We start from the raw sequence: 25,048 nt of genomic DNA, 5'->3' as shown, positions 1-25,048 counted from the left end.
TTTAATTTTTATGGAGTTCGTATGTCAGATAAACCAGAAGCATCAGATGTTCAAAAACGTCCACCTAATAACAATATTCTTTTCGCCGTTATTATTTTAATAGTCGTAGCATGTGCGGCCGCCTTCGTATTGCTCACACCAAGTGACGAGCAAGAAACACGCACTGAGGTAGAGCCCGTAGTTAAAGAGCAACCTATGATGGAGCTTAAACCCGAGAACGACCCAGTGGTAGACGCGCCATCTGTAATGCCAGAAAAACCAGCCGAGCTTGAAGTACCAGTACAAAGCCCGAGTGAGCCGGAGCCTGAAGTAGAGCCACTACCAACACTTAACGAAAGTGATGCAGTTGTGGTTGCTAAAATGGATGAGTACCTAAGCGACTCAGTAATGAGCCTAATGGTGACTGACGATGTAATTCGCCGTGGTGTTGTATTTGTAGATAACCTAGCTAAAGGTAAGGTAGCTAAAAAGCACACGCCTGTTGTACAGCCAGAAGATAAATTTAGCGTTAATGAAGGGGATATCCTCACAATTAACCCTAACAGCTACGAGCGTTATACCCCGTATGTGAAAATATTTACTAGTATGAGTGCAGCGCAAGCCGTTCGCATGTACGAAGAGTACAAGCCACTTATAAATAATGCATACAGTGAAATTGGTTACGGCGATGACGAGTTTAATCAAACGCTAACCGATGCAATCGATTTATTACTTGATACGCCAGAGCCTGAAGGTGACTTGCCGTTACTTCGCGATTCAGTGACGTATCAGTATGCGTTTTCGGAGTGGGAGCAATTACCTGCTGCGCAAAAACAGCTTTTACGTATGGGTCCAGAAAACATGAAAAAAGTAAAAGCAGCACTTCGTAATATAAAAGCGCAGTTAGAGAACAATTAATACGCACTAAAACAGCTAAATACGTCGCGATTGTATATGAAGTATGCAATCGCACTTTCTTTTTAGATTATCCCTTGAATAACAGAGCAAAAGTAGAGATAATCTTTCCCGCGCCAACCAAGGCCCTCAATGGTAGTCTTATTGGTCCTCTCGCAACACTAGCAGGCGAACCTGGTCAGGCCCGGAAGGGAGCAGCCACAGTTTGTGACGTGTGTGCCGAGATGTGGCTGGTAAGACTGCCACCCAAATTCCTCATTTGGGTGTTTAAACTAATAAATTTATCTCTTCAAAATAATTCATCTTATTTAATAATACGATTTGTTCATAGATTACTTTATAAATTTCCTTATAGATTTTTGTGTCGTTTTTGTAAAAATTATTACTAATAACCACATTATAGTGTTTACTAAAAGTAAAATAACCTCCCTTTTAAACATTTTGTTCATCCTCGATTCGTAAATACGACTTAAGTCTAGATTGTGTAGTACGAAGTTAGGATTAGAATAATGCCAAATTTAGAAAGGGGCTCAAAATGAACTTGGAACGTATTCGCAATAGTAATCTGCATAATAAAGTTATGTCTGCTGAGCAGGCAAGTCTGTTTATTAAAGATGGAATGACTGTAGGGATGAGTGGCTTCACTCGTGCCGGAGAAGCTAAAGCAGTACCCAGAGCATTAATTGAGCAAGTCAAAAAAAATCCTATCAAAATAAATTTAATGACGGGCGCATCATTAGGTAATGATCTCGATAAGCTATTAACGGAAGCGGGCATTTTAGCGCGTCGTATGCCTTTTCAAGTAGATAGTACTTTGCGTAAAGCGATTAATAACGGCGAAGTTATGTTTATTGATCAGCATTTATCTGAAACGGTTGAGCATCTACGAAATCATCAATTAACCATGCCTGATGTAGCTGTTATTGAAGCCGTCGCTATTACCGAAGAAGGGCATATTGTGCCTACTACATCGGTCGGTAACTCAGCCAGTTTTGCTATTTTTGCCAAACAAGTCATCGTTGAAATTAATATGCTGCATAACCCGAATCTTGAAGGTTTGCACGATATATACATTCCTTCGTATCGTCCTACTCGCCAACCAATGCCGTTAGTTAAAGTAGATGATAGAATTGGTAGTACTGCTATTCCTATCGATCCTGCAAAAATTGTTGGTATTGTTTTTACTAACCAAAGCGACTCGTTTTCTACCGTTACCGACCCAGATGAAGACACCGCATCTATCGCGCGCCATTTAGTTAACTTTTTTAAAGATGAGGTGGCTCAAAATAAATTGCCAGCTAATTTAGGTCCGCTACAAGCAGGCATTGGCAACATTGCAAATGCGGTAATGATGGGATTACTCGACTCTGACTTTAAAGACCTAACAATGTACTCTGAAGTACTACAAGATTCGACGTTTGACTTAATTGACGCAGGTAAGATGAGCTTTGCATCGGGCAGTTCAATTGTGTTGTCTGAGCGTTGTAACGCACAAGTATTTAATAATTTAGAAAAATACAAACACAAGCTAGTGTTACGCCCTCAAGAAATTTCGAACCACCCTGAAATAGTGCGCCGTTTAGGTATTATTGCAATAAACACTGCACTTGAGTTTGATATGTATGGCAACGTAAATTCAACGCATGTTTGTGGTACACGAATGATGAATGGTATTGGCGGCTCTGGTGATTTTGCTCGTAATGCTCATTTAGCAATATTTGTGACTAAATCGATTGCTAAAAATGGCGCTATTTCAAGCGTAGTGCCTATGGCGAGCCACGTTGATCATAACGAGCATGATGTTGATATATTAGTAACTGAGCAAGGTTTAGCTGATTTACGCGGTTTAGCACCACGTGAGCGTGCTGTACAAGTTATTAAGCATTGTGTGCACCCAGAATATCGCGAAGCGATGTTAGACTATTATGAGCGCGCTTGTGAGCGTGGCGGGCATACCCCTCATTTACTAGAAGAAGCGTTTAGCTGGCATATTCGTCTTGAACAACAAGGCAGCATGAAAAAAGTATCTGTAACCGATGCTCAAGTGCAACTGTCTGCATGAGCATTTTGGTTTATTAATATTGAATTAGTAAGTTTTATACTTACTTTTGAACCGCACTAGTGTCAGCTCAATCAGCTTTGATTAGTGCGGTTTAATAAAAACTTTAAGCCCAAAATAATTTTATACCTACTCTTTGCATACCTTTCCCAGCCACCTTTTATTATTTTATTTACTTAGGTTTAGGTGCTATTACCGTTATTAAGTGTGTAATGTGTTTATTAAAAAATAGAGATGCTTAAATGGCGTTTGACAGAGGGTTAGAAGAGCGACCTTACAGTAAAACTAGTTAAGGGCTTGGTTTATATTTTGCCTGAAGGTTTTGAGTCTGATTCTGATTTAGCATATTGGGTAAATACGTGCGTTAACTTTGTAGAGTCTTTACCGCCCAAACCTTTTAAAAAACGACCCGCACTTAAGTAAATTAGCGAAGTATCACCTTAATTAAAATAAGCACTGCAATCAAATTACTGGCGCTATGAGTATGAATACTGCATAATTGAGCGACTGCTCACTTATGCGTTTTTTACTTATGTATGATTCATACTGTTTCAAAAGACGCTTTAAATTTTTTAGTAAATAAAAGAGAGAATGTAATGATTAAAGTAAGCGTATTATACCCAAATAATGAAAGTGCTACTTTCGATATGGACTACTACTGTAAAACACATTTACCCCTAGTTGCAGAGTTAGTTGGTAAAGCGCTTATATCAAGTAGTGCAGATGCAGGTTTAGCAGGTGGCGCACCGGGCGAAGCGCCAACTTATATTGCTATGGGGCATTTAGTGTTTGAATCGGTAGAATCTTTTCAGCAAGCCTTTGCACCTCATCAAGAAGTAATAGCGGCTGATTTAGTTAATTTTACTAACGTGTCTCCAGTAATTCAAATTAGCAATATTGCTGGGTAAATTACACGCTAAAACTAATTTAAGAATTACTTAATAACCCCTACTGTATTTAATACAGTAGGGGTTTTATTTTAACTGCAATAAAAGGGCTAGCGCTCTGTTTTAAGTAATATTAGTTCTAATATTTAGATGTATTAAACCCGCCCTTGTGTTGATTATGAAAATGATAAAAGTTATCATTTAGATTGTTGGATATCTACACTTCTCCCAGGAATTATCATGTTTAACCCTAATTATTTGGCATTAAGTATTGCTGCGTCTTTATCTGTTTTTTCTAATATAGCTTTTTCACAACAAAACGACGATATTGAAAAAATAGAAGTAACTGGCCGTGCCCAGCAATTTTACCTAGAAACCGAAAGTAAAATTGGTACTAAAACGGATTTAGATCTTATTAAATTACCGCAATCTGCGCAGGTATTAACCGAGCAACTTATTATTGACCAAGCCGCGCGCGACATTACCGATTTATACCGCTCTATTGCGGGAGTGAGCGAATATAGCTACTCAGGCGTAACTTTTCGTGGTTTTAGAGATGACGCAAATGTATTTTACGATGGTGTGCGTGGCGACCCATATTCGGGCTTTGGTGTACCGCAGTTATTTAATGTTGAACGTGTTGAAGTATTAAAAGGGCCTGCCTCTGCTTTGTATGGCGGTGGCGAACCTGGTGGGATGATTAATTACGTAACCAAAAAGCCAAGCTACACACAAAAACGCGAACTAAAGCTTACTTTGGGTAACTACAACACCCGTGGTGCATCACTCGATATGACCGGTGGTTTAAGCGATACAATGGCTTATAGGTTGGGTGGTTTTTATGAAGAGCAAGACAGCTTTCGTAACAATGCAGACTCAAAAAACACCGAGCTAACAGGTGGATTGTTATTTGATTTAAGTGATTCAACAACCCTAACCACAAGTGTTGACTACATTAAACAAGACCTAGGCGGTAACCGCTTACGGGGCGTACCGGTAGATGACAACGGTAACTTTTTAGTTGACCCAAGTTATAACGCTAATGAAGCGGTTGATTATCAAGATATGGAAGCGTTGGTGCTTCAAGCAGAACTTAGCCATTACTTTAGTGATGATTTTTCTGTAAGTAGCACACTGCGTTACATGGATAACGAACGCGATCAAGGCTACCATGAGTCGCAAAGTTGGGTAGATGTAAATGGTGATGGCGAAGCAAACATTGATGACGAAACCATCAAACGAGAATACCGTAAGCAATTTCGTGCCAATAAAGAAGCAAGTATAACCACCGACTTTGTTTATAACTTTGGAAAAGGACAATTAACCCATCAGTTTTTATTTGGTGGTGATTACCACACCGTTGATACCGAATATGACTACTTTCGTGCCCGATATGAGGCCGATGGCGTCGCTAATTTAAATATTTTTAATTTAAACTACGGTGAAACCGACCCAAGCACTTATAACCTCACCGACATGAACCGCGATGGCGTTGATACCGACCGATTTGGTGTATATGCACAAGACGTAATTAGCATAGGCGAGCAGTGGACAATAATTGCAGGTTTACGCTATGACCATTTTAAAGAGTTTAATCAAGAAACTGGTTTTAGTTACTCAGATAACGATATAACGCCGCGCGTTGCTGTTACTTATCAGCCAGTAGAAAACACATCGGTATATATTAACTACTCAGAGAGCTTTAACCCTACATCGTCAGCCGACCAAGAAGATGTAGAAGGCGAAGGTAATTTAGAACCAGAAACCGGCAAGCAAACAGAGCTGGGTATGAAAAACCAATGGCTCGACGGCAAAATTATGAGCACCTTTGCAATTTATCAAATTAATAAAGAAAACGTGGTAATGAGCAACCCTGACGATACGGGAGCTGGAGATGGCATTGCTGCACTTTTAAATATAGGTGAAGTAGAAAGCCGAGGGTTTGAAACAACTTTAGTCGGCGATTTATCAGCGCACTGGACCGTAACGGCTAACTACGCATACAACGATACGCAAGTGGTAGACGGCGTAACGGGTGATACGCTTTCAAATACATTTGGAGATGGTTCGCGCTTTGCTAATGCACCACGCCACCAGGCAGGTTTATGGACTCGCTACGCTATTGATTCAATTGACTCATCAATTGCCTTTGGTGCAAATTACGTAAGTGAGCAACTGAGTACCGGTGGTCAAAAAGTAAAACCATTTACCGTATTTGATATGAGCTGGACGAGTCGCTTTGACAACGTATTGCTGAGTGTAAATATTAATAACCTGTTTGATAAAGAATACGCGGTTAGTGGCTTTACTGAGCGAAACGGCCACTTTCCCGGCAGCCCTCGCGAAATTATTGGGCAAATAACCTACAAGTTTTAATACTTATTAGCGCGAGAGTTACTCGCGCTTTGCTTTAAGTATCGCCTTGCACCTTTTTATCACTATTAAATTTAGCGGCCTCTTGAGTCGTGTTAATAGCCGTAATAGGGAAGGGAATTACAATACCTTCTTTTTTATAGCGTTTATGCAAGGCTTTTATAAAAGCAGATTTAACCCAAAAGCGATTAAAGTATTCTTTAGCTCTAAGCATTACCGTAAAGTTAATGCTTGATCTATCAAAGGTATTGTAATCATCAACGCCCCATTCGTGTGAAATAAGTATTTCACGAGCCACTTCAAGTGTTACTTGCTCAACAAATTCTAAATCTGAATCGTAATGCACACTTATATCAACAGGCATGCTTAGCTCTTTTTCAGGGTAAAAGTAATTAATAATACGCGATTTAGATAATTGGCTATTAGGTATAATAATCATATTGTTGGGTAGCATTTTAACCCATGTAGAGCGCCAGCCTATATGATCAACAAAGCCTTGCTCCTTAGATTCAAGCTCAATAAAATCACCCACCCTTATAGGTTTATCTATTACTAGCTGCACGCCAGAAAAAAGTTTTCAAGGGTAGGTTGCAAAGCAAGAGCAACAGCCAGTGACGTAATACCTAATGAGGCAATAATTGGCGTAATAGAAATACCTAACGTGCCCATTAATACCACTGACGATAATGTAACGCGTATCACGCCTTTAATTATGCTTTTTGAATTAAAAACCACGGCAGATTGTTTACCATAGTAATTAATAGTGCCAATAATAAAGCGGTCTAAAAACATAATAAGTGCAAGCAGCGCTAATACAATATTAATGCTATTAAAAGGGATCTGCTGAGAAATAGAAGTACTAATAATGAAGGTGTCGTGCTCTAAAATGGTGAGTAGCACAATAATTGTGCACAGTGTTAGCGGCTTAGATATTGACTCTATTAGTAAAGTATCGAATATAAATTTGGTTTTTGAAGTCCATTTTTTTAGCCAGTACATTACAAAAAACGAATTAAAAACAGTAGTATAGCTATAAGTAAAAGAGAGGATGCTGCGCTTAACCAAGGTGTGCTGTTAGAAAATTCCAGCGCTTTATTTAGCATAACTTAAACCTGTTCAATATAGTTTTATATATATTGCAGCAAGTTATGTACCTTTGTTTGGGTAAAGTAGCTGCCGAGTTTAGTCGGCAGTAAGTATCATACTTTTTTGGCTAACCACATACCGCCTAGCACGGCTGCAAAAAATAATAAAAACTCCATTTTAAGAGACACCAATTGAACCAAACCAGGCCCTGGGCATATACCACTTAAACCCCAGCCTAAACCAAAAAGTACTGAGCCGATAATTAAGCGCGCATCAATATTTTTTAAATTACTTAAATTAAACGTTCCTGAAATAAGTGGCTTCTCTTTTTTTGCAACCCATAACCATGTAAGCATCATTATTAGCATGGCAACAGCCATCACTATAATTAAGCTTGGGTCCCATTGGTTTCCATAGGTAAGAAAGTTAATCACTTTAGCAGGGTTTGTCATCCCGCTAATAATAAGTCCTAAGCCAAATATAAAGCCTATAACAACCATCATAATTGCTTTCATTATTTATCCTACAAGGTTTGCTGTAATGAAGGCAACAAGCATAAATGTACATGTTGCAACCCAAGAGCGAGTAGAAAAGCGCGACATGCCACACACACCATGGCCACTTGTACACCCATTAGCTAACGTTGTACCAGCACCAACTAAAAGCCCTGAAACAACAATAAGCCAAGGCGGCAACTGCAATTCGCCCTCTAATAAAGAAGGGGCAAATACTCTTACAGCTATACCTGCCAACAACAATCCTAAAATAAAGTATAACTGCCAACGCGAGCCCGAATTTGCTTTAGCAAATACAGACTTAACAATGCCCGATATGCCTGCAATTTTTCCGTATAAAACCAGTAATAACGTACACGCTATACCTATTAATGCACCGCCTATTGCAGCCGATACGGGGGTGAATTCTGTTACCATTTTTTAAATTTCCCAAACAATAGAAACACCTAAACCGGTTTGTTTCATTTCGATTGATAATTGTTGATTAGGTGCTAAGTAGTTAGCACCCGTTACTTTTTTAGCTGGCGAATAAAAAGCCATAGCGTTTAATTGTACCTTGTTGGTAAAAGAATGGCTAAAGCCCGTTGTAAAATGCCACTCTTGAACGCCCGGCGCTAAAATATTTAATATAACTTGTGACGAAGGAATAGGTTGCTCGGTGTAAGACACCCCAAAACGAATTTTTTGTTGCGATGTACGCTGCCACTGATAGCCAAGCTTATAAATAGTCATATCGTTCCAGCCAAACCCAGCACCTGCGTTAGCTCCTAAAGGCGCTGACATCAAGTTATCGACTGGGTTTGAAATACTTTTTACTTCGCTGTAATTTATTTTTTGCCAATCAAATACTACCTGATTACTAGGTGTAAGTTTATAAGCTGCACCAATTTGAAACGAACTTGGCAGATCAAATCCGCCTTGCTCTGCAAACAAACCTTTATAGCTATCAAACTCTTCCATAGACACTGATGAGCGGTAACTTGCGCCTAAACTAAGCGATGAGTTAATTGCATGGCTTATCCCTAATTGAACACCAAACCCCGTACTTGTATCAGTACCATTATTTGTAAGCGCTTCTGGTGATTGCGAAAAAGGAGCAAAGTTTCCAAGCCCTTGCGCTTCAAATTGTTGCACTACGTAAATCGGGGATACACCAAGGCGTGTTTGTTCATTCAACTTATAGCTTACTGTTGGGCTAATAAAGAGCTGCTTTAAATCAACGCCAGCCGTTCCACCATAAAAAGTCCCTTCAGGAGCGGACTCTGCGTCGTACTCAGAATTCATACCGCCATTGCCATACACTAATAAGCCAATATTTACTTTTTCATTTAATTGGTGGCCAATAGCAAATTCTGGAATGGCGAATACGGAGTTGTCGCTTTTTTGTGTTTTTGCTTCAAGATAAAAAGCGTCAGGGTAAAAAGTATCTACTTTCGATGCCGTGTATTTTCGCTCAGGTGAAAAAAGCTCTAAGCCCAGTGATAGCTCTGTTCCTTTAGGTAAAAAAGTTGCTGGATTATTAGCGCCAGACATTAACTCTTCTGACAGCGCTACACCTGCACCAGCCATGCCTTTGTGGGTCATGCCATAGCCGTGAGTAAAATAACCATTAGTAGCAAATGCACTGAACGAACCTAACGCGCACGTTAAAGCTAAGCCTGAAATTAACTGTTTTTTCATTTTAGTAAATACATAAAGTTGGAATGGGCGGACAATAGCTAATTTTTGATATTCTAAAAAGGAATTTAAATAGATTAGTTATAATAAAAGGTAATACGGCAATGGTTATAAAGTTAAAATAAATGAGCGTAGATTGCCATTCAACCTTAGCTTAAGTTAAAAGGTTCGCTAACGTATTGAGCTGTAGTGATATTTAAGTATGCAATCGGTAGCTATACGCTTTGGTATTAAAAGTGTGCTGGTAAAAGGAGCGTTTACGTATTAACAGCAGTTTAAAATATATTTATTAATTAACGTTTAGCTCATCCAAACAATCACTCTTAAATAACGCCATTGTATGTAAAAGCAAAGCGGCGATTAATATCACCGCTTTTAAAAATTACATAGATTCGAGCGTTTTACCGCGTGTTTCTTTAATGTATTTAACAACAAAAAATATGCTTATAAGTGCCGATAACGCATAAAAGCCATAAGCACCGGCAAGGCCTATATTGGCAAGCATAATAGGGAAGGTCATGGTAATGGCAAAGTTAGCAATCCATTGTGCGCTAGCCGCAACAGCAAGCGCTGCACCGCGAATGCGGTTATTAAACATTTCGCCTAATAATACCCAAACTACAGGGCCCCAACTTAAGCCAAAAAATACCACAAATAAGTTAGCCATAATCAGCGCAAACGTACCCATGTTATCGCTAAGGGCAAGTTTGCCTGCTTCATCAAGGCCTGCACTGCCAAATATATAAGTAAGCGCGCTTAAGCTAATAAACATACCAATACTGCCTACAAGCAGCAGTGGTTTACGGCCAATTTTGTCAACTAGGGCAATGGCAATAAAGGTTGATACAATATTCGTTGTGCCTGCGAGTACATTTATAAATAACGATTGCGACTCGTCAAATCCAGCTGCTTGCCAAAGCTCAGAGCCGTAATAAAACACCACGTTAATACCCACAAATTGCTGAAACACACTCAGCGCCACACCCACCCAAACAATTGGGTGTACTTTTTTACTGTTATCAATAAATAAATCGCGAATACTTGGCTTTTTATCGCTATGCAATGAGCGTTTAACATCGCTTATTTGCGCATCAATGTTGTCGTTCGATATTTTACTAAATACCGTTTTTGCATTATCCACTTTACCTTGCGCCACTAAATAACGAGGCGACTCAGGAATAAACAACACACCCACTAAAAACAACACAGCAGGCACAAGCTCAGCCCAAAACATCCACCGCCAAGCGGCTATATCAAGCATTAAAATATTTTGCGCACTGCCTGCTGCATCAGCAATTAAGTAGTTACTTAAAAAAGCAGCAAATAAACCCAATACAATAGCGAGTTGTTGTAGTGTAGCTAAACGGCCACGTAGTGCTGGTGGCGCAACTTCTGCAATATAAGCAGGCGCTAATACTGATGCAGCACCAATACCTAAACCACCAAATAAACGGTAAAAAATAAACTCCGCAGAGCTTTCGCTAATGCCCGAACCAAATGCACTAATGGCAAAAATAATAGCGGTGATGATCATAATTGCACGGCGACCAAATTTATCAGCCAGCGGCCCCGCAGCAAGCGCACCTAAAGCACAGCCAAGTAACACAGACGCTACGTTAAACCCCGTAGCCACACTGCTTGAATTAAAAGCATTACCGAGTGCCGACACCGTGCCGTTAATAACGCCCGAGTCAAAACCAAATAAAAAGCCACCAATAGCAGCCACAGCCGATATAAAAATTACGTAAATAAGAGAGGTATTTTCAGCTGTGTTGGCTGAGTGGGAAGGCGGTGTGTGCGTTGTCATTATATGCCCTGAAAGTTAAATTGAATATAAAAAAGCATAATATCGTAAAGCGTTATGGTTGAATATGCTTGTGCGGGTATAAAGGGGTTGGTGAGTATAAATTGAGCCATTTTTAAAGGCTTTAGTTTAAGGGCTTTAATTTGAAGGTACTAGCTTAACGGCGTTAGACTCAATACTTTGAAATTAAGTAGCGAATTTTAAATAACAAAAACTAAATTTCAATAAATAATATGCACTTTATGGAAAGTGCCTGTTGGAACAATATTACTGATCTGTACCTTTAAGTGTGCTTTTGCAATTACATAAATTGATTGGAAGTTAGGTAATTGTTTACAAGTGATTATTTGGTGGTTAAGGTAAATGCATTGAATATAGGAACATTGTAGGTTTATAAAACGACAAATGTCGTCGATTAAGTTGTTAAGTGTAAAAATTGTGAATATAGGTATTAGTTTGCTTAGAAATAAAGAACATGTGGTAGCTAAGTCTATAGAGCTAAATGACTTCAAAATAGGTTTTGAATTCGAAATAGACTATTTAAAAAAGTATGTAGATCGTTTAGCAGAGCCAGTCAATGATATGTTGGATTCATTGGAATTTGAACTAGCAAGTAACCTTGACAGTAACCCTGATTTAGCAGAGCAAATAGATGAGTCTTATTTCATTGAAGCAGCAAAAATTAAAAGTTATTTTTATAACTCATTAATCGTTTTGACATATACAGTTTATGAAAGCTCATTACAAAAACTGAGTGAGCTTATTAAGTTACAAACGAGTAGTAAGCTCTGTTATACGCAATTAAAAAATAGTAATGTATCTGAAAAATCTCTCCTTTTTATCAAACTACTTACTGGTGTTTGTGGTAAAAGTGATAACGCTACTTACAGTAGATTACGAGAGTTTCAAAATTTGAGAAACAAAATAGCCCATCAAAACTCCCAAGTTCAAAATTTAAATGAAACAGAAAGGCACGCTCAATTAAATACTATGCGTATAGCATTCAATCGTGGGCTAAGGGATGGAGATGAGCCGAAGCTTATTGTTAATTTAGATTCAGGAGATTTTTCTATTAATTCTTCTGAGTTAATCTTTGAGTTTATAGGTTTAGTTGAAAATAATGTTTTGCGTATTACTTCTGAATTAAAAGACATTGTGTTCACGGTAGAGCAGCACACATAGCAAGCAATTTAAATGTAACAAAACAGTTGGTTATGTTTTGTTACTCTACAAGTTTAGCTAACAATGCGTGTCTGCTTAATGTGGGCGTTAGATTATTCGGTTTCGAATTAAGGATTGAGTTTATGTCACATAAGACATCGGACGTTTTTGGTGTGAAGAGCACATTAATTAAGTCGTATATAGAAAGAAATACAGTAGACGAAAAATTTAAAAATGCTATTCAAGATGGTAATGAAGTGATTGTTTATGGATCTTCAAAGCAAGGTAAAACTTCTCTAATTTTAAAACACCTCGATGAAGAGCAATACGTAAAAGTTGAGTGCTCACCTCAAACGCAACCGGTTGATATATATAAATCCATATTAAGACAGCTAAATATAGGTTATATAGAGTCTGAAACATCAGAAACCGCTAATGAACACGGGGGGAAAGTCGGTGCTGGTTTTAAAATAAAAATACCATTTATAGGTGATACAAGTGCATCAGCTGAAGTCTCAGATAAAATATCAAATAAGCGAAATGCAACAACGATGTTTGTTGAATATAATTTAGCACTTGCTCAAGATGTATCTGAGCTGTTGAAAAAATCAGGCGTTGATAAATTTATTGTTATTGAAAATTTTCATTATCTAGAGCTGTCAGTTCAGGAAACGTTAGCTTACGATCTTCGTGTGTTTCAAGATCATCATTTAATCTTTATTGTTCTTGGTATATGGCGAGAAGCAAACAGGCTAATTCAATTTAATGGCGATCTACTGGACAGGATCACTGAAGTACCTGTTGAGCCATGGGAATCTTTAGATTTTCAAAGAGTAATTGAAAAAGGAGAAAAATTACTCAATGTTGATTTCAGCGAAGTCAGAGAGCAATTGATATCTGATTCATTTGATAGTGTAGGTGTAATACAAGAAATTTGTAAGCATTGCTGCATCATTGCAGGTGTAACTAGTACAAGTGAAGACAAAGTAACTATTACACAAGATATTTTGAACGAAGCACTTGAAAGAAAGGCTCAAGATTATGGTATACGCCATATAAGAAACTTTGAAGCGTTTGTTGATATCGCTCGCAGAACTAGTAATCAAAGTGGTAAAAAGTCACTTGCCTTCCCATATTATTTTATCAAATTATTGCTTACGCATAGTTTTGAAAACATAGAAAAAGGTTTATCCAGAGCTGTTTTGCTCGAAGAAATACGAAAAATACACCATAGACCTGACGATGTTCGCTCCGGAGATCTTGGTGCATTTTTACATAACCTAACAGAGCACCAAATAGTGAAAAAAATTCAGCCTCCATTCGTTGATTATGACCGTGGTGGTAAAATGTTAAAAGTCATTGATTCATCTCTATATTTTTTCTTAAAACATTGTGATAGAGAAGAGATTCTAGAAGACATACCGAATCCGCTCGAAGATTAATAATTTAACAAGTGCACTAACCTCATTAGCGCTAACTCACAAACAGCATTAAAAATATTTATAGCACTATTCATAGTGCTAAATCCTCCCTAACCCCTGACTTACAACTCAAAGCTCTCAAAGTATTCTTTTTGCAATTCTATAGTGAGTGCCTTAGGGCGAATGCCTTGTACTAGGTTGTATACCTCTTCTTTTGTGTAACCTGCCGAATTTAAAATAAGTGCAGCGACCAACCTTGTGCGGCCAGTGCCGCCTTTGCAATGTATAGCAATGGTTTGTTTTTGTTGTATGGTTTGTAGTATGTCGGTTTTTAAATTCAGTGCTTATCGACTGTACATTATTTTTATATGTCTAATATAGCCATTACTGATTACAAGTTTAAGATTGAATAATAAGCGCAAATACTAGATACTGTTTTTATATACAGTTATGGCGATATTATGAAAAAAGAATTACCAGCAAAATACTATTTAGCGCATTTTAGAGAGCTTATTGAGTTTGTAACTAGTAAATGTATGCATTTACTTGAGCCCAAACACAGCGAATTTATTAGTAAAATTAACCAGCTAGATGAGCAAAGCCAGTGCATGTTGGCGCGGGTGTATTCACGAAAGCCTTATTTGGTGCAGGCGCAATCGCTTAATTATGAAGAAATAACATCGCCGCATCAGGCTATTTATACGCTAAAAAAAGCGGGTATTTTATTTGAGCCAAACGAGCAGCATTACCAGCAGCTTTTAGCGCACTTAACTAAGCCTTCTCTGGTTGAGTTGCTAAGTAATTACAGTGAGCAAATAAGCTTTAAAAAAAGCGCCGCTAAAGGCGCGCTGGTGGATATTGCGCGTGAGTTTTTTAAAGCATGCCCACAAAAGCTTGCGCCACTTTATAGCCAGTATGTAATTAATAACCGCAGTGATTACTACGAGTATTTTGAGTTTTTATTTGCAGGTAAACTAAGCAGTGGTGATGTGAATCATCAAAATCGTTTTGTAATGCGAGATTTAGGCTTAACCGCTACGCGCGAAGGGCACAGCGAGAGCTTGTCGCGCTTTGAAACACTTGACGAAGCACAATCAAACTATTTACTAAACCGTTACCGGTTAGCATTTAAAAATATTACAGATGAGAGTGATTACGTTGCTTTAGCGTCGCAGGTTTTAGTACAAGCTGCACATGGTGCGATAGCCGTTGCATTAAAAAATAGATTATTAGTTAGGCTTTATAGACAGCTAAAAGCAGTTGATAGCGAACTTGCTTTTAGTTTACTTGAAGGGTGCGTGGATGATAGTGAAGCACAAGAAATTCAAATAAGAGAGCAATACAGGCTTGGCAATAAAGAGTGGGTAAAAGCTCGATTAGAAGCCATTATCGAAAACCCCCTTACTGATGATTTACTGTATTTTGCTGACGATTTTTTAATGCGTAAGTTTAATAAAAAAACACGTTCGCGTTTAAGTGCCATGCTTGCCGATACTCAGTGCGTGCTAGAAATAGATGAACTGTACCGAGGTGAAGTAGAGCAGGGCGTAAACGATTATTATACTCGCCAAGGTATGCAGGTCTTTAATACCGAAAACACGCTTTGGCAAAGTTTGTTTGGTTTAGTATTTTGGCACGAGTTATTTGTGGAGTCGCCTTATCCGCCATGCAATGAGTTTGATATTTATCCGCAGGTGTTAAGGCTTGGTAATTTTTATGGAGCGCAGCAAACACAGATAAATGAGCGCTTAGCTCAGTGCCAAACGTCGCAAGCATTACTTAATTTAGTATGCAAAAATGCAGCGCAATACTTTGAGCAACCTAACGGTTTGTTTAGGTGGCGCAGCAATTTATTAGAGCCACTAGAAGCGCTTATTTTAAACAGCCCACTTGAGGCACTAATTGCGCACTTAACGGCTATGAGCAAACATTATTTACAGCTAAAAGACGGCTACCCCGACTTAATGGTGATAAATAATGGCCAAGTACATTTTGAAGAAGTAAAAGCACCGGGCGACAAACTTAGGCGCAACCAACTAACCACTATTGATAACTTAAAAAGCGTGGGCTTTACAGTGCATATTGCCGCCGTTAAATGGTTTGTAGATCCTAACCGTATTTACAGCGTGGTTGATATAGAAACCACGGGCGGCTTAAAAGGCGGCAACCGAATTACCGAAATTGGCATCGTTAAAGTGCAGCATGGTAAAGTAATAGATACTTGGACGAGCTTAGTTAACCCCGAGCGCCATATACCTGGCTTTATTACGTCACTAACTGGTATAAGCGATAGCATGGTTTACAACGCGCCTGTATTTGCAGAGGTTGTAAAGCCACTATTAGATAAACTCGCAGGCAGTATTTTTGTAGCCCATAACGTTAATTTTGACTACGGCTTTATTAAAAAAGAATGCGAGATGGCAGGGCACTTTTTTAAAATGCCAAAAATGTGCACCGTGGTTGAATCGCGCAAAGCGTTCAAAGGATTAAAGTCGTATTCGCTGGGTAATCTCTCATCGCATTTTAATTTAAATTTAACGAGCCATCACCGCGCACTTGCCGATGCAACGGCTACTGCTGAGCTATTGTTACTTATTCAGCAATCCCAAAGTAGTGAATAAACAGTAAATCTTAACTTAAGAAGTAGTATAAATTAAAAGCACTTAGCTTGTTTTAGCTAAGTGCTTTTTTCGTGGTAAAAAACCAGTAACCAACATAGTGCCTACAATTACAAATAGTGCGCCTAGTAATGTATTTGGCCCTATTTGCTCGTCTAAAAATAAATGCCCCCAAAATATGCCAAATAATGGAATTAAAAAGGTGACAGTGAGTGCTGAAGTTGGGCCTATATCGTCAATAAGTTTAAAAAATAATATATACGCAAGCGCGGTACATACTACGCCCAGTACTAATACACCTAGCATAACGTTGGTGCTTGGTATTTCTCGTATTGGCATAAATAAGATAAGTGGCAATACCATAAAACTCGATGCCCACATTGAGCCATGGGCGTTATCAAATGGGGCCAGTTTAGGCGCGTTTTTAGTGTAATGCGATGCAATGGCATAGCAAAGTGATGCACTTAATGCCGCTACTATGGCCAAAATTGATTGGCTATTTAATACAAAATGATTTTGCCCAACAAGTATTGCAACACCTATCAAACCCAGCAGTAAACCAAGCACCATACTTTTGGTCGGCTTTGTTTTTGTCCATAAAATTCCAACTACAACACCCCATATTGGTGTTGTAGAATTTAAAATTGAGAGTGTGGATGCGCTGATAGTTTGAGCTGCGTAAGCAAAAAATAAAAACGGCAGAGCTGAATTAAACGCGCCTATAATAAAAAAGTGTTTTTTGTGTTCAGTAAAGGCTAAGTGGCGCTTTAAGTACAACGCCACAATAAAGAGGGTAAGTGCGGCAAAGCCTACTCTAAACTCAATTAATACCGCAGGCCCTAAACTATTGGCGGCCATTCGCATAAATAAAAAAGAAGCGCCCCAAATAGCGGCCAGAAAAAATAATCGCAGTAAGCTTGCTAAGGTCATGATAGTATTTTAATTATGCTGATTGGTTTTTAGAATAACAGGGTTTATAAAAAGTGTAAGCCATATTCGGAACCGGCATATAAAAATAATAAATTAAGGATAAGAATGAAAAAGTTCTCAGTAGCTGCAGGTTCATTAAAGCAACAGTAGCAATTTGGTTAAATAGTTCCTTTATTAAACTGCATCGGGTTTAAAAGCACAAAATGTAAGTTGATTGTGAGAAATGCGAAGGGACTGTAACAACTTATCTAATTGAGTTGGTTGAATAAAACTAACTTTCGGTTTGCTTCTTTTCAAAGTCGCTTTTAACTATTTCAAGTGCTTTTAGTACTTCTTCTGGAGCAACATCGTGTTGCTCTAGTATCATAATTAAATCTACTGCAAGTTTAATATGTGTAGGGGCTTGATCAAGTGGACTTGTCATTTAACTCTTTCTTTTTTGATATTTGGCTAATGGCAACATTTATTGCTGTTTGTACACGTTGTTCCATATGTATGCGTTCTGATTGCGGTAAATAAAACGCCATATCTACATCGTAGCGAATATATCGTGGCGGGAGCTGATTTAGTACCGTACAACAAAAGTCAGCCATTACATCTTCATCATATTTTTCATCAAGTTTAAGTTTGATAACTTCCTCGACTACAATCTTTTCGTAATAGTTGTGTATGTCTTCGTGTAATCGCATATTCCCACCGCTTTAAAATAATCCGTTTAACTGAGTCTATACTATGGCTTGCTATAAATCGATAGCAGCTTTAAATAGTTGTTTATGAACATTAATTAGTGAACTCAAATTACGCTGATAACCGCCACCTAAAGCGCACATTAGTGGAATTTGTTGTTGCTTACAAAAGTTGAGAGTAAAAAAGTCGCGCTTATATACGCCATCTAGCGATACATCAAACAAGCCTAACTCGTCTTTTGTGTAAATATCAGCACCTGCATTATACAAAATAATATCAGGATTATGAATGCGCACGCAAAAATCGAGTGCTTGCTCTAATGTAGTGAGGTACTCAGTGTCGGTTGTTTTAGCGGGCAATGCAAAATCGTAAGTAGACTCTTGCTTATTACGAGGGAAATTTTGTTCACAATGAATTGAGCAGGTAATAATTTGGTCATGATTTTGAGTGATTTGTGCTGTGCCATCGCCTTGGTGTACGTCGCAATCAAAAATTAAAACAGTGTCGGCTTGCTCTGTATTTATTAAATGTGCTGCTGCAATAGCTAGATCGTTAAAAATACAAAAACCGCTGCCGTAATCACTGTATGCATGATGATAGCCACCACTTAAATTAGCCGAAAAACCATGTTTTAGCGCGTGTTCACTACTTTGGATGCTTGCCCCAACTGATAGTAATGTGCGCTCTACCAATTCATTTGAATAAGGAAAGCCCATTTTTTTAATGGCTTTATTGCTAAGAGTGCCGTTTAAAAAGTTATTTATGTAAGTTTGATTATGGCATAGCGAAAGCTGAGCAGGTGTTGCTTTTATAGGTGAAGTAAAATTATTGGGCGTTAAGCCTAAGCCTTCAATTTCTGCTTTAAGCTTTTGGTATTTTTGTATTGGAAAACGATGGCGCTCAGGAAGCGTTAAAGCAGAATATAGCGGGTGGTAAAAAAGCTGCATCAGCGTAACTGTTGTTTTTCGACTTGTTGAATTTTATCTTCGGTGGCAGAAATTGCTTTTCTGCAGCGGCCTAATCGAGCGTGTGTGCTTAATATTTCAAGGTTAAGCTTTTGTGCTTTAGCTGGCGAGGCTTTATCCATTTGCATTTTACGCTCTTCAATCATGAGCACTAAACGGCGTTCAAACTCATGGTTTTGTTTTAATTCGTCGTAAAGCTCGTGCGATGATTGCATTATTTTTTGTACCGCTTGCTTATAAACGGTTTGCTTAGGGCGTGGTTTATAATGGCTTTTGTTTTCTTTAACCCAAATAGGCGTTGATTTAATAACATTGAATACAGCTTGTATTTGAGCTGCAATACGCTCAAGCGCGTAGGTATAAGCATGGCGATGCTCGCTTGGCGGTAACCTCGAAACTTCGTCTTCTATTTCTATTACGTAATCGACTAGGTTCATGCTTTTGGTACTAAAAACTGCGCGGTCAAACAAGCTAGGTTGTGCTTGCATATAACGATTTTTAGAAAAAAGTTTAGCTTTATCAAATTGCTCAGCTTGTTGTTTTAGCGTTGCAACTTGTTGACGTAGTTTATCTAAAGCCATTGAGTGCATATTAAAAGTAAGCCTCGTAAATTAGTTTTAATGCTAAAAGTATAACCATAGTATTAAATACTGGGCGAATAAATTTGCTACCAAAACGTATTGCTGAATGCGCCCCAAACCATGCGCCTAGCATAATAAAAAAGCCCATTGTTATGCCAAGTAAAAAGTTTACATGGCCGAGTGCAACAAAGGTGATAAGCGATATAAAATTAGACACAAAGTTCATTGAACGCGCTAGGCCACAGTTGAGTAGCAGGTTCATTTTATAAAGCATGCCATTAGAAGCAGTCCAGAAAGTACCCGTACCTGGGCCTGCTAAACCATCAAAAAAACCTAATGTTAAACCTTGTAGCCATTGTTTTATTTTCATCGCTTTGTTTAGTTTAGGTAGTTCATCGCCTTCGGTAGTACTTAAATTACCAAATAAGCTATAGCCAGCAACTAAAATAATAATAATCGGGAGTAGTTTGTTTAAAAAATCGATACTTAAATGATCAACAATAACAGTACCTATCAATGCACCTATTGCGGTAGCAATAATAGAGGCTGCCCAAAACTTAGGACTAAATAAGTTCTTTTTATAATATGTATAGCTTGCCGTTAACGAGCCAAAGCTAGCTGCTAGTTTGTTAGTGCCTAATGTTAAATGTGGAGGTAAGCCAGCAGTTAATAAAGCGGGTACAGTTAACATGCCACCGCCACCGGCGATAGCGTCTATAAAACCTGCGGCAAGTGCAACAGCACATAAAACAGCCCAGGTTGTTGGATCGAGTGCGAGTTCAAACATTAATAATCTATTTGTCTTTTAAAAGGTGGTAGGGTGTCGAGCATGGCTTTACCGTATCGCTTAGTAACTAAGCGCCTATCGAGAATAGTAATACAGCCTTCATCACTCTCTTTTCGCAGCAGTCTACCACAGCTTTGTACCAATTTCTTTGCGGCGTCTGGCACGGTAATCGTTAAAAATGGGTTGCCGCCTTTGCTTTGCACAAATTCTGCTTGCGCTTCTTCTATTGGCGAAGTAGGGACCGCAAACGGGATTTTAGTAATTATTAGGTTCTCTAAATATTTACCAGGTAAATCAAGGCCTTCTGAAAGGCTTTGTGTTCCAAATAAAATACTGCCTTTGCCTTCGTCTACATTTTTGGTGTGTAACTTAAGTAAAGCTTCTCTAGACATCTCACCTTGTACTAATAAGTTAAAACCTTTTGTTCTAAGAAACTTTGTTACATGGTCCATTTGCCAGTAAGAAGCGAATAGTACAAGGTTCGCTTTTTTATCATTTAAGTACTCTGGTAAAGTTTTAGCTAAGTGATCACTAAAGTCTTTATCGGTTGGTTCTACCTTAGATACCGGAATACGTAAAGTCGCTTGTTTGGGGTAATCAAAAGGAGAAGGTACTTTAATAAATTTAACGCCTTCTTCTTTAGCAAGCCCTGTTTCGTAAGCAAAGTGATCAAATGAGCCCAGTGCACTTAATGTAGCAGAGCACAAAACAGCGCCCGCGCATTCGCGCCATAATTTATCTTTTAAGTAATAACCGACCTCGATAGGGCAGTCGCTTAATAAGTGATCGTGATGGCTTTTATATTCAAGGCGCTTTATCCATCGTGCATGAGGAGCACCTTCGCCTTTTTTTGCATAACTAAACCATAGTTTGTTTAGTTGTTCTAAGCGGTTTATGTATTGACCGCTTTCGCCTAGTATTGGGTCGGCAACGTAAGGTTTTATGTCGCCATCGCTAACATCTTGGGTTAGCGTGTCGTGCATTTTGTTTAAACAGCGCAGCGCATCTTGCGTGGCTTCGCTTATATCTTTTGCTTTACTGTGCAGCGATTCTGGAATTTCACCGTGTTCAAAGCGATAAGTATCGTCTTTTGAGTATTCAAAGTCGGCATTATCAAGAATATCGCGAACTACTTTTAAATCTTTATTCGCGTCATTAATACTGTCGCAAAGTTTAAAGTTTTGCCCTATTGCTTTTTGCCCCACTAAAACCTTCGCCATTTTCCCGCTAAACTTGGTGAGCTTATCAAGCCACTCTATTGTGCCTTTAATTGTTGCAGCAGCCGATGAAAAGTCGCGTGTTATATGTGCTAAATGATGCGCTTCATCAATAACGTAAATAGTATTGTCGGGCTCTGGTAAAATTTTACCACCGCCTAAGTCTAAATCAGCAAGTAATAAAGAGTGATTAATTACCAGCACATCCATTTGCATTAATTGATTACGCGCAAGCTGAAACGGGCACGTTTGGTGTGCTTTCATTTGGCGTTGGCACGAATGTTTATCGCAGGCTATTAAATTCCATACTCTGTCGGGTACGGTATCGGCCCAGCTGTCTCTATCGCCTTGCCATTTTTTATTTACATAAGCGTTATATAACTCATTCAAGCACTTGGTTTCCATTGCGCTCAATGGTGAAGTAAGCGTTGGCATAAAGTCCATTTGTGTTTGGCTATCGCCGTTTACAGCATTATGTAATTTGTGGGCACAAATATAACGATGGCGACCTTTTACTAAATCAAATTTAAAATCGAGGCCTGAATGCTTTTTAAAAAATGGGAGCTCTTTTGCTATTAATTGTTCTTGCAGTGCAACGGTTGCGGTAGAAATAACTAACTTCTTTTTTTGCGCTAAGGCAAGAGGCAACGCGCCTAAACAATAGGCAAGAGACTTACCGGTACCAGTGCCTGCTTCAATTACGCAAATGCGCTGCTTTTTATGGTATTCGCCAGCAAGTGTTTTTGCTATTTCGGCTACAAGATAATTTTGACTGCTACGAGGGCGATAATCTTTTAGGTTACTAGCCACATGCTGGTGTACTTGCCTAATTGTTTTTTTTAATGAGCTCGATAGCATGTGATGATTACCTAAAGTATGTATATAATTACAGTGTATATATTAAGTGGGATCGGACATTGACACAAGCAATCTATCAGGGCTTTATTTTATCAAGGCAACAATACTCGTCTAAAAACAGGCAGGACCTTACTTTGTGTTATTGGTTAAGCTCTGAGTATGGGCCTATAAAGGTGGTTGTTGAAAACCAGCAAGCCGTATTTTTTATTGCGCAACAACAGCAGCCTCTTGCACAAACGTTATTAGCCAAAGCCAAAATAAAGGTAAGTTTTAAAGCGGTTAATATGCGCCACTTTAGTGGTGTTGACTGCACAGCTTGCTATTTTAACGACAGTAGTAGCCTTTATAAAGCAAGAGCCCAGCTTGAGGAGCAAATAAATATATACGAAGGCGATATTCGCCACAGCGACCGATTTTTAATGGAGCGCTTTATTAAAGGCGGAGTGTGGGTAACTGGAGAGGCGCTACAAAAAAATGGCTTTATCGAAATTACTCAAGCAAAACTAAAAGCTAATCCAAACTATACGCCACAGCTTGCGTCGCTTTCATTAGATATAGAATGTAACGCAGAAGGCGTGTTGTTCTCGGTTGGATTAGTTGGTAATGGCCTAGATTGCGTATTAATGATTGGTGAGCCACAGCCTCACAGTAACGCATTTCATATTGACTGGTGCGTTGATGAAATAAATTTACTGCAAAAATTACAGAGCTACATTACTAGTAACGATCCGGATGTGATTGTGGGTTGGAATGTAATTGAATTTGATTTTAGCGTACTTAACGCCCGCGCAGAGGCATTAGGACTGGTGCTTAATTTAGGTAGAGATCAACAACCTTTAACAATTAGAACGGGTCATTACACCCGGCTTACTTTACCTGGGCGCAGCGTAATAGATGGTATAGATACACTAAAAAATGCCACTTATCATTTTGACAGTTATTCGTTAGCTAATATTTCTCATAAAGTGCTGGGCGAGTCTAAGTTAATTCAAGCAGATAATCGCCTTAGCGAAATTATTCGTCAATTTAATCACGACAAGCTCGCACTTGCCGCTTATAACCGCCAAGACTGTATATTAGTAAATAGGATTTTTGTTAAGTTAAAGCTATTTGAATTTGCCATAGTAAGAACGCAACTTACGGGGCTTGAACTAGAGCGTATGGGCGGCTCGGTATCTGCATTTACCAACCTATATTTACCCTTATTACATCGCAGTGGCTATGTTGCACCTAATTTAGGCGAGCATGGCTTATCGTTTGAAAGCCCAGGCGGTTATGTAATGGAGTCGACACCTGGTTTATATGAAAATGTATTAGTGCTCGACTTTAAAAGCTTGTACCCGTCAATTATGCGCACTTTTTGTATTGATCCATTAGGCCTTATAGAAGGGCTAAACTCTCCCGAAAGTGCGGTAGCAGGGTTTAACGATGCACTTTTTTCACGCGAGCTGCATCACTTACCTAAATTAATTAAGCACTTAACCCGTACTCGCCAAAAAGCCAAAGATACCAACCAGCCAATGCTTTCTCAGGCAATAAAAATAATAATGAACAGCTTGTATGGCGTATTAGGCTCTAAAGGTTGCCGATTTTACGATCCCAGGCTCTCAAGTTCAATTACACTTAGGGGGCACGAGATCATGCAAACCACCCGAAAATGGATTGAAGAGCTAGGTTATGAGGTTATTTATGGCGACACAGATTCAATATTTGTAAAAGTAAATGAGCGCTTAAATGCCACACAGTGTAATGAAATAGGTAATGATGTGATGCAAGTTATTAACAAACGCTGGTCTGATAGCATTAAAACTCGCTTTTCGTTGACCAGTTATTTAGAAATAGAGTTTGAAACCCATTACAGTCCATTTTTTATGCCAACCATAAGAGGAAAAAAAATAGGCTCAAAAAAACGTTACGTTGGCCAAATTGATAAAAACAACGCCAAGCAGCTCATTTTTAAAGGAATGGAAACCGTGCGCAGCGATTGGACCCAGTTTGCACAAGAGTTTCAAACCGAACTTTTTAAAACATTATTTGATCAACAATTTGAAATAGAGCAATTAAACGACATTATAAAAAGCTACACTAAAAAACTATACGCAGGGGAGTTTGATAAAAAACTTATATACCGTAAACGTTTAGGCCAAAATTTAAGTGACTATGTAAAAAATATTCCCCCGCATGTGCAAGCAGTAAAAAAATATAAAGCGAATAACCCCGACTTTGATGTAAAGCGCGGCCAAATAATAGAATATGTTTATGCTATTAATGGCGCTGAAATTTACAATGGAAACAACACCCTCAATTACCCTCTTTATATACAGCGTCAGCTAGAACCAGTTGCCGATATGATTCTAAGCGCACTTGGCGTACAGCCAAACTCAACCCAAAGTACTTTATTTTAAGCTTAATAATCAGTAAAAAATTAAAGTGTAAAGCTGATTAAAGAAGCTGTTTACAAACATTCACATGCCGAAAGTTAACAAGTATGATTTTAATTAAACTACAGCTAAAAATAACATCAAAGT

At 38.6% G+C, this 25,048-nt stretch carries 19 protein-coding genes, 1 other RNA gene and 2 pseudogenes; 9 read left to right on the top strand and 13 right to left on the bottom strand.

What is annotated here, in order from left to right; genetic code table 11:
• Positions 1-21: 21 nt before the first annotated feature.
• The 5 genes from ABX891_RS12730 (at position 22) to ABX891_RS12710 (ending at position 6,216) form a co-directional block, all read left to right on the top strand.
• Positions 22-897, top strand: a complete 876-nt coding sequence (locus tag ABX891_RS12730) for a DUF3014 domain-containing protein (RefSeq protein ID WP_354629669.1) — start codon at positions 22-24, stop codon at positions 895-897.
• A gap of 139 nt (positions 898-1,036) precedes the next feature.
• Positions 1,037-1,133: signal recognition particle sRNA small type (ffs, locus tag ABX891_RS12725), an RNA gene on the top strand.
• A gap of 296 nt (positions 1,134-1,429) precedes the next feature.
• Positions 1,430-2,956 (top strand): succinyl-CoA:acetate CoA-transferase ScpC, encoded by a 1,527-nt coding sequence (gene scpC / locus ABX891_RS12720; RefSeq protein WP_354629668.1) that lies wholly within the window; start codon positions 1,430-1,432, stop codon positions 2,954-2,956.
• Positions 2,957-3,549: 593 nt separating this feature from the next.
• Positions 3,550-3,861, top strand: coding sequence for an EthD family reductase (locus ABX891_RS12715; RefSeq protein ID WP_002958288.1), 312 nt, complete (start codon positions 3,550-3,552; stop codon positions 3,859-3,861).
• 219 nt (positions 3,862-4,080) lie between these two features.
• Entirely contained in the window at positions 4,081-6,216 is a 2,136-nt protein-coding gene (locus ABX891_RS12710; protein WP_354629667.1) for a TonB-dependent siderophore receptor, read from the top strand.
• Positions 6,217-6,250: 34 nt separating this feature from the next.
• Here ABX891_RS12710 and ABX891_RS12705 read toward each other — a convergent pair.
• The 5 genes and pseudogenes from ABX891_RS12705 to ABX891_RS12685 form a co-directional block, all read right to left on the bottom strand.
• A pseudogene (locus ABX891_RS12705) lies at positions 6,251-7,316 on the bottom strand (mechanosensitive ion channel family protein).
• Between the two features lie 96 nt (positions 7,317-7,412).
• Complete coding sequence (locus ABX891_RS12700) at positions 7,413-7,814, bottom strand: DUF6691 family protein (protein WP_149591874.1); 402 nt, start codon at positions 7,812-7,814, stop codon at positions 7,413-7,415.
• A 3-nt stretch (positions 7,815-7,817) separates the two neighbouring features.
• Positions 7,818-8,231: a YeeE/YedE family protein gene (locus tag ABX891_RS12695; RefSeq protein ID WP_354629666.1), complete on the bottom strand. Its 414-nt coding sequence runs from the start codon at positions 8,229-8,231 to the stop codon at positions 7,818-7,820.
• A 3-nt stretch (positions 8,232-8,234) separates the two neighbouring features.
• Positions 8,235-9,494: an OmpP1/FadL family transporter gene (locus ABX891_RS12690; RefSeq protein WP_354629665.1), complete on the bottom strand. Its 1,260-nt coding sequence runs from the start codon at positions 9,492-9,494 to the stop codon at positions 8,235-8,237.
• A gap of 379 nt (positions 9,495-9,873) precedes the next feature.
• The gene (locus tag ABX891_RS12685; protein ID WP_354629664.1) at positions 9,874-11,298 is read right to left on the bottom strand and encodes a sugar porter family MFS transporter; all 1,425 of its coding nucleotides are present in this window, start codon (positions 11,296-11,298) and stop codon (positions 9,874-9,876) included.
• Positions 11,299-11,733: 435 nt separating this feature from the next.
• On the opposite strand from ABX891_RS12685, the gene ABX891_RS12680 reads away from it, so the two are divergent.
• On the top strand, positions 11,734-12,477 hold the full coding sequence (locus ABX891_RS12680; protein WP_354629663.1) for a hypothetical protein: 744 nt from the start codon (positions 11,734-11,736) through the stop codon (positions 12,475-12,477).
• A gap of 122 nt (positions 12,478-12,599) precedes the next feature.
• Positions 12,600-13,898 (top strand): AAA family ATPase, encoded by a 1,299-nt coding sequence (locus tag ABX891_RS12675; RefSeq protein ID WP_354629662.1) that lies wholly within the window; start codon positions 12,600-12,602, stop codon positions 13,896-13,898.
• Positions 13,899-13,999: 101 nt separating this feature from the next.
• Here the strand turns inward: ABX891_RS12675 and ABX891_RS12670 are convergent.
• Positions 14,000-14,209 (bottom strand): annotated as a pseudogene (locus ABX891_RS12670) (protein-tyrosine phosphatase family protein); the annotation flags it as partial.
• A gap of 129 nt (positions 14,210-14,338) precedes the next feature.
• On the opposite strand from ABX891_RS12670, the gene ABX891_RS12665 reads away from it, so the two are divergent.
• Positions 14,339-16,498 carry an exonuclease domain-containing protein gene (locus ABX891_RS12665; RefSeq protein WP_354629661.1) on the top strand — a complete coding sequence of 720 codons (2,160 nt, stop codon included), beginning with the start codon at positions 14,339-14,341 and terminating at the stop codon, positions 16,496-16,498.
• Between the two features lie 42 nt (positions 16,499-16,540).
• Here the strand turns inward: ABX891_RS12665 and ABX891_RS12660 are convergent, their stop codons facing one another.
• The 7 genes from ABX891_RS12660 to dinG all read right to left on the bottom strand — a co-directional run bounded on the left by ABX891_RS12660 (position 16,541) and on the right by dinG (position 22,520).
• Positions 16,541-17,425 (bottom strand): DMT family transporter, encoded by an 885-nt coding sequence (locus ABX891_RS12660; protein WP_354629660.1) that lies wholly within the window; start codon positions 17,423-17,425, stop codon positions 16,541-16,543.
• A 271-nt stretch (positions 17,426-17,696) separates the two neighbouring features.
• The gene (locus tag ABX891_RS12655; RefSeq protein WP_149591893.1) at positions 17,697-17,849 is read right to left on the bottom strand and encodes a YbaM family protein; all 153 of its coding nucleotides are present in this window, start codon (positions 17,847-17,849) and stop codon (positions 17,697-17,699) included.
• A complete protein-coding gene (locus ABX891_RS12650; protein WP_002958257.1) occupies positions 17,833-18,114 on the bottom strand; it encodes a late competence development ComFB family protein in 282 nt (93 codons plus the stop codon). Before ABX891_RS12650 ends, ABX891_RS12655 begins: the two co-directional genes overlap by 17 nt.
• 51 nt (positions 18,115-18,165) lie before the next feature.
• Positions 18,166-19,059: a histone deacetylase family protein gene (locus ABX891_RS12645; protein WP_354629659.1), complete on the bottom strand. Its 894-nt coding sequence runs from the start codon at positions 19,057-19,059 to the stop codon at positions 18,166-18,168.
• Entirely contained in the window at positions 19,059-19,667 is a 609-nt protein-coding gene (locus tag ABX891_RS12640; RefSeq protein WP_002958255.1) for a primosomal replication protein, read from the bottom strand. Before ABX891_RS12640 ends, ABX891_RS12645 begins: the two co-directional genes overlap by 1 nt.
• Before the next feature lies 1 nt (position 19,668).
• Positions 19,669-20,445 carry a sulfite exporter TauE/SafE family protein gene (locus ABX891_RS12635; protein WP_354629658.1) on the bottom strand — a complete coding sequence of 259 codons (777 nt, stop codon included), beginning with the start codon at positions 20,443-20,445 and terminating at the stop codon, positions 19,669-19,671.
• On the bottom strand, positions 20,445-22,520 hold the full coding sequence (gene dinG, locus ABX891_RS12630) for an ATP-dependent DNA helicase DinG (protein WP_354629657.1): 2,076 nt from the start codon (positions 22,518-22,520) through the stop codon (positions 20,445-20,447). Before dinG ends, ABX891_RS12635 begins: the two co-directional genes overlap by 1 nt.
• Before the next feature lie 59 nt (positions 22,521-22,579).
• Between dinG and ABX891_RS12625 the strand changes: the two genes are divergently transcribed.
• Entirely contained in the window at positions 22,580-24,925 is a 2,346-nt protein-coding gene (locus tag ABX891_RS12625; RefSeq protein ID WP_354629656.1) for a DNA polymerase II, read from the top strand.
• Positions 24,926-25,048 lie beyond the last annotated feature (123 nt).

The sequence above is a fragment of the Pseudoalteromonas sp. NCIMB 1079 genome (genome assembly GCF_040567695.1).
GTDB classification, from domain to species: Bacteria; Pseudomonadota; Gammaproteobacteria; order Enterobacterales; family Alteromonadaceae; genus Pseudoalteromonas; species Pseudoalteromonas distincta.
Note: the sequence above shows the minus strand (reverse complement) of the source record. Positions and strands in the feature narration are given on the sequence as shown.